The organism is Candidatus Methylacidiphilales bacterium, from assembly GCA_025056655.1.
Classification (GTDB): Bacteria; Verrucomicrobiota; Verrucomicrobiia; order Methylacidiphilales; family JANWVL01; genus JANWVL01.
The window spans coordinates 1-5,737 of sequence record JANWVL010000039.1 but is presented as its reverse complement, the minus strand read 5'-3'; the positions used below and the strand labels follow the sequence as shown (position 1 = coordinate 5,737).

Genomic DNA, 5,737 nt, shown 5'->3' with positions numbered 1-5,737 from the left:
GGATTTTATGAGTGGGTTTATCGGTGGAGCGATAGGAAGTGCGGCAGGGGCTTTTGTGAACAGCATCAAGCTAGGTGGCACGTTTGGGCTTTTCACTAGAACGGCAATTACTGCAGCTGCCGGCGGGACTGCAGCGATGCTAGGCGGCGGCAACTTCGCCAACGGCGCCCTCTCCGCTGCGTTTACGTATTTGTTTAATGAGGCGATTTTAACAATAAAAGATATGATGGATAATTTTGACCATATATTAAAGCTTGACACAAGGCTAGCTGAAATCGCTGACGATCACATCGAACTTGCTAATAAAGAGCTTAATCCATTGGGCTATAAAGTTAAAATATCTAGTTCATATAGAAGCATTAAGGAACAGAATGAGATATATGCAAAAGGTCGCACTAAGCCAGGGAAAATCGTTACATATGCTAAGGGAGGTATGAGTGCTCATAACTATGGTCTCGCTTATGATATTGTGATTATTGACTCTAAGGGAAACTTGATTTGGAGTGGCCCACTCATGGAGAGAGTTGGCATAATCGGAGAAAGTTTAGGACTAGTTTGGGGAGGTAGGTTTAAATCGATCAAAGATTGTCCACATTTTCAACATTTTCTCGTTCCATCAGGAAAAGATATGTATGAGCGATATAAGAAAGGATTAGATGTCTTATATGGTTTCTAGTTTTATATTCGCTATTTTTATTTATTTTATATTTGTAAATACAAATCATATTAGTTATGCAAATAGCCCTAGTTATGTGTTCAATAGGCTGACAGCATACTTACATGATCAGGGAACGGGAAGCTTCTCAGCCGATATTTCTAGTGAAGGAACTTTAATGGATGTAATAGTAAACATTGAAAAATTTACGGGCAGAAAAAACTCATCAGCAAATGGTCTACTTATAGATTTAGAATTTACTAGGTCCAATAAAAATGAAAACAATAAAAATACTTACTCATATATAGATATAAACAAGCCAGTTATCGCAACAATCAAGACTAAGCGCAAAAAATTTGATCGTGTAATTTATATAGATGATTTTCAGGAAGAGAATAGTTATCATTACAAGATCTATCTTTCCGAGGAATATTTATGTTCCTACATTATTATAGAACTAACTCAATCTAAAAAGAGAATATATCGAAAAGTATTGCAATTTCTATGTGGGGATTATCCTTTTTTTAAGTATGAGATATATCCCGGTAAATAAGCTAGATTGAGCATTTATGCAATAGCCTAACCACTTGTTTTATCAATTCATAAGCTTAAAAACTTTACAGAAAACTCAATATAAATAATTATATAGATGATTTTTCATCGCAAAATGTAGTAAGGAATATATCTACATTTCTTAGAAAGTCTTCTGGCTAAGGCGAATTGTTATACTATATGGTTTTGTTGAAACCTTACCAAAAATTGAATTAATAAGAGGATCTAGATTTAGTGTGCACGTATATCTGCAACCGCAATCATAAGTGGTGATCACGCATAAGAAATAATCTATGTATCTATACTCAGAACTTTATTTTCATAATAGAACGGTTTATTAAAATACTTCATCAAGCCGAATTAGCAGATGTTTTTTTATTTCGGTTTAACTTTCAGAGGGCTAGACGAAAATTAGATGATTGTTTTGGGCAAACATTATCCCATAGAAGATATGGATTAGTGATTGTGCCGAATACCTATATGGGTCTTGTTTTGATAGTTTATACAATTAGATTAAAGAGGAGTGATAAGGTCTAATTTAGCTCAAGTTCACGCTCTGACTTCTGATCTGATGATTTTATTTCAACTGCCTTGAGTCGAGTGCGTGGTGAGGATTGATGATTCGGATTTCAATGTGGGATCGTTGGAATGTAGAGAGCTATTGGTCTGAAGATGCAGGTTTATTGGAATCGCTCGCGTCAGAGAGTGCGGAGGAATCGAGCGACCTGATCGTGGTTGCCGATAAAATGTAGGTAGAGGTAATCATCTTGGTGAGTGAAGAGGGCTCTTCTATGAAGTCCGATCCGAAATTCGTAAAGGTCTTTACACAAGGAGCGAATACCAATTCCTTGATGTGTATGGGGGCATCCAAAGTTTTTCTATAGGACAAGCAAAAGACGTTGAAAACGCTTTTGTTCAGGCAAGGGTAGGTGCTTTATTTGCTTAAGGAGTTTAGGGTCGAGTTCAATCCTTAAGCAGTGCATGAAGATTTCCCTTGAAGGATTTGGATGTTTTTTTAGAGACATTGCGGCGAGCAATGGACTTCAGTTTTCGAGAAATCTTGCTGAGTTGTCTTGCAGATAGACCGTAGTCATCATCGAATGCAGGGTCAACGGGTTGAACCGAGACGTTGCGAAGCGCGATAATACTCTCTCCGCAGAGGATTCCAATATCTTCGCCTTGAGCTGCGAGTTTGAGCCAATGGGTGAGATTCATTCTTGCTTTGGTAGGAGAAATAGTAATCATAGTCTCAATGTAGCTAAAATAAAGACGCTGTAAAGACGTAAAATTAATAATTAAAAATAGAGTGATGGGATTCCGTATGCTGAAGCTATAAGCTTTTTGATGTTGAACAAATTCTTTTATCCGAGTGCTTAAGACATAACAAAGATTTGGGCTCAGCATTCTTTCTACGCCCGCAACACTCATAAAAACTTGCCTCTCAAACGCGCTGCAAGCATAAGCTATGCATACTTGACGGATAGAAGAAAGTTGCGACGTGCGGACTATTCTTTTATTTGATGCTGCTTAAACCCATTCTGAATAGACGTCAGGAGCCGTCTATTCGGCTCGCGGAGTTTCGGTCTACAATTTGCCTTTAGCGAAGTCTAAGGAACTATCGTCAAGTGGATCAAGAAAACTGGCGGATAATCGTAGTGATAGCCTCTACGATAGTGGCGAGTGTGCTTACCACGGGGCGATGGGAGCCTTTGCTGCGGGGGCGGCCACAGCTACGTTGTTTAGCGCGACAATAGTGGCTGGGGCTGTCGGAGGATTTGTCAACGGCGCCGTCAGCGCAGCCGTGGCTGGTGGACGCATAAAAGATATCTTTCTTTCTGGCTTCAAAGGTGCTGTGATAGGAGGTGTGACAGCCTCAGCGACATTTGGCATTGGGCACTGAGCGGGTGGGCAGAGTATATTTAGCGGATTGCTGAGAATTGGGGGGGTGAAGGTAGGGGAGTTTGTGATGAAGAGTGTGGCGCATGGTTTGTTGCACGGGACGGTGAGTGAGATTGCTGGGGGGGGATTTTATGAGTGGGTTTATCGGTGGAGCGATAGGAAGTGCGGTAGGGGCTTTTGTGAACGGCATCAAGCTAGGTGGCACGTTTGGGCTTTTCACTAGAACGGCAATTACTGCAGCCGCTGGCGGGACTGCAGCGATGCTCGGCGGCGGCAACTTTGCCAACGGCGCCCTCTCCGCTGCGTTTACGTATTTGTTTAATGAGGCGTTGGAAGCGATAGCTCGAGTTGCACAGAAGTATGTATACTCTGATAGATGGCTTAAGTCAAAAGCTGTAGGCATGGGCAGAAAAGATGACCCAAAATGTAACATTTTTGTCCATGATGTAATTGTTGAAGCAGGGTATCCTGCTCCTATCGTAGAAGGTCGTCCAGCGAGAGCGGGGGAATGGTATCAAGGAAAAGTAAAAGGATGGAGAATTTTAGCATCAACAGAAACTCCTAAGCCAGGCGATATAGCTGCAAGTTGGAATTCCTGGGGATTCTTACCGTTTATTCCATCAGGCCATGTTGGAATAGTCGTAGCCGGAATTTCCAACGGTGTTTTATCACCTGGGATAAATGTATTTCAAGTAAATTTAGAAACAGTTTCCTCAAGTTCTAGAGTTAATCCTTCTGGGATAATAGTCCAAAATGACTGGGCGTTCAGACCCAATCAAAATGATATACGATTCTTAAGATATGTTGGTAAATAAAATCATTTGGGTAACTTTAGTCATCTTTATAAATGATATGATACAGGCTAGAGTTTTTGATATGGACTATCTAAAAAAAATTGAAGATTACTATAAAAATTGTGTTGCAGACTATGAACTGATATATAATAGAGAATTTATAGAAATATATCTAGATGCTGAAAAGCATATAAACGAGATATTTAGCCTAATGATAAACAAAAATACAAATTCTCTACAGAAAATGATATGTATATATCTGCTTGGAAAAATACCTAAAGATAAATACATAAATTTCGTTAGGGAATATTTCAATCATATTAAATCTAGCAAATTAGATGAAAATCATGTATTAGAATCTCTTATATCACCAGGGTGGGTATGGAATAATGCACTAGTAGTCCGTTATAAAAATAATGAAGTAAGAAAATTACTCAATGAGATCAGTAATTATGATAATAAACTTTCTGAAACTGTAAGTTATATACTAAGCGGTAGAATGTATGAAAATTACATATTAGCTCATATAGATAAACGATTTTAATCTTTGCTTTTGATTTCATAGAGTTAAAATTGAAGATTTTTATTATCTATAAATAGAATGCAAATAAGCTATAAAAGAGTCTGGCTCACACAATGTATTGTAGGAATCTTATTCATCTTATTTATGACTTTAAAAATAACAAAGTGTTTATCTAATTCAGATCAAAAAAAATATATAACAGATCAAATAAAAATAATCGAAAATTTCTACAAAACAGTAAAATCAGAATATGAGCTATACTTAAACAGAAACTTTGTAGAGATATATTTAGATTCAGAAAATTATTTAGATAGCATATTTCATATTATGACTAATAAAAAAACCAGCACCGATCAAAAGATAATATGTATATATCTTCTGTCCAAGATCGACAAAGATCAATATATACAAATATTTAAAAAATATTTTGATTTGATGAGATCAAAAAATAAAATTGAAGTTGATATTTTAACTAAATTTATATATCCTGGTGTTGGTTGGAATGATGCCTTCATAGTTCGATATAAAGATCAGAATGTTCGAGGAATTTTATTAAACATACGTGCATGTGATCCTATGTTATCAAAATTAGCAGACATGATTCTCAGCGGAAAATTATATGAAGAATACATTAAAAGTTATATAGATCCAAAATCTGCAAATGGTAGCCAGTATTAAGTTTTAATAAAATATATAGTTTTGCACATACAGTTGAGAAAACTATTTAGAACATTTTCAACAGTAATAGGTCGTATGAGAGCTGCTAAAGGCACACCTTATGATATACAAATACGAGGCTCAAGGTATATAACCTATCATTAAAGCGAAAAGATTCTTAATCGTGATTCTCATTCTGATAACACTGATTGGGATAGCAGAGTTCCAGAGATATTTTTTATTCTGAAAATTATGCTAGATAAGTAGCAGAAGATGAAATCATCAGATATTTAAGAAATCATCTAAAGATAAATAATCCTATTTTATATAGTGAAAAATTGTAAAAGTTGAAGGTCTTTATCATTACTGTTGCCAATTTATGAACAACGGAGTTCTACGAGAAATTGGTGTATTTTTTTGCCCGTGGTGCCTACCCTAGAATCTATAGTATATCCAAAATAATACAACATAAGATAGGGCTATCTAGATTTAGTTTTATAGTCTAGTGTAAAACCTCTCGGCACTCAGACTCGCACCTTCCAATACGATGCCAATGGTAATCTGATTAATGACGAAATACGCACATACCAATATGCCTCACACAATAAACCGATTCTCATCACTAAAGGCATTCCTTCTCTCGGTGGAGTGACGATC

At 36.8% G+C, this 5,737-nt stretch carries 9 protein-coding genes; 6 read left to right on the top strand and 3 right to left on the bottom strand.

Annotated features, from left to right (window positions below):
* Together NZM04_01745 and NZM04_01740 are read left to right on the top strand one after the other, a co-directional pair.
* Positions 1 to 676 (top strand): M15 family metallopeptidase (locus NZM04_01745; protein MCS7062767.1); only part of this gene is annotated, 676 nt, incomplete at its 5' end.
* Positions 666 to 1,208: a hypothetical protein gene (locus tag NZM04_01740; GenBank protein MCS7062766.1), complete on the top strand. Its 543-nt coding sequence runs from the start codon at positions 666 to 668 to the stop codon at positions 1,206 to 1,208. The genes NZM04_01745 and NZM04_01740, both read left to right, overlap by 11 nt.
* Positions 1,209 to 1,905: 697 nt before the next feature.
* On the opposite strand, the gene NZM04_01735 is transcribed toward NZM04_01740, so the two are convergent.
* Together NZM04_01735 and NZM04_01730 are read right to left on the bottom strand one after the other, a co-directional pair.
* Positions 1,906 to 2,037 (bottom strand): hypothetical protein, encoded by a 132-nt coding sequence (locus NZM04_01735; GenBank protein ID MCS7062765.1) that lies wholly within the window; start codon positions 2,035 to 2,037, stop codon positions 1,906 to 1,908.
* Between the two features lie 133 nt (positions 2,038 to 2,170).
* Entirely contained in the window at positions 2,171 to 2,452 is a 282-nt protein-coding gene (locus NZM04_01730) for a hypothetical protein (protein MCS7062764.1), read from the bottom strand.
* 346 nt (positions 2,453 to 2,798) lie between these two features.
* Between NZM04_01730 and NZM04_01725 the strand changes: the two genes are divergently transcribed.
* Positions 2,799 to 3,107, top strand: coding sequence for a hypothetical protein (locus tag NZM04_01725; protein ID MCS7062763.1), 309 nt, complete (start codon positions 2,799 to 2,801; stop codon positions 3,105 to 3,107).
* Here NZM04_01725 and NZM04_01720 read toward each other — a convergent pair.
* Positions 3,081 to 3,509 (bottom strand): hypothetical protein, encoded by a 429-nt coding sequence (locus NZM04_01720; protein ID MCS7062762.1) that lies wholly within the window; start codon positions 3,507 to 3,509, stop codon positions 3,081 to 3,083. The genes NZM04_01725 and NZM04_01720 overlap by 27 nt on opposite strands.
* Here NZM04_01720 and NZM04_01715 point away from each other — a divergent pair.
* The 3 genes from NZM04_01715 to NZM04_01705 all read left to right on the top strand — a co-directional run bounded on the left by NZM04_01715 (position 3,508) and on the right by NZM04_01705 (position 5,101).
* Entirely contained in the window at positions 3,508 to 3,921 is a 414-nt protein-coding gene (locus NZM04_01715; protein MCS7062761.1) for a CHAP domain-containing protein, read from the top strand. The two genes, NZM04_01720 and NZM04_01715, sit on opposite strands and share 2 nt — an antisense overlap.
* Positions 3,908 to 4,444 carry a hypothetical protein gene (locus NZM04_01710; protein MCS7062760.1) on the top strand — a complete coding sequence of 179 codons (537 nt, stop codon included), beginning with the start codon at positions 3,908 to 3,910 and terminating at the stop codon, positions 4,442 to 4,444. Before NZM04_01715 ends, NZM04_01710 begins: the two co-directional genes overlap by 14 nt.
* A 123-nt stretch (positions 4,445 to 4,567) precedes the next feature.
* Entirely contained in the window at positions 4,568 to 5,101 is a 534-nt protein-coding gene (locus tag NZM04_01705; GenBank protein ID MCS7062759.1) for a hypothetical protein, read from the top strand.
* The last annotated feature ends 636 nt before the right edge of the window (positions 5,102 to 5,737 follow it).

Excerpts from the sequence above, each read along its gene's own strand:
- NZM04_01740 (MCS7062766.1), top strand. The coding sequence starts at position 666 with ATGGTTTCTAGTTTTATATTCGCTATTTTTATTTATTTTATATTTGTA.
- NZM04_01730 (MCS7062764.1), bottom strand. The coding sequence starts at position 2,452 with ATGATTACTATTTCTCCTACCAAAGCAAGAATGAATCTCACCCATTGG.
- NZM04_01715 (MCS7062761.1), top strand. The coding sequence starts at position 3,508 with ATGGGCAGAAAAGATGACCCAAAATGTAACATTTTTGTCCATGATGTA.
- NZM04_01720 (MCS7062762.1), bottom strand. The coding sequence starts at position 3,509 with ATGCCTACAGCTTTTGACTTAAGCCATCTATCAGAGTATACATACTTC.
- NZM04_01710 (MCS7062760.1), top strand. The coding sequence starts at position 3,908 with ATGTTGGTAAATAAAATCATTTGGGTAACTTTAGTCATCTTTATAAAT.
- NZM04_01705 (MCS7062759.1), top strand. The coding sequence starts at position 4,568 with ATGACTTTAAAAATAACAAAGTGTTTATCTAATTCAGATCAAAAAAAA.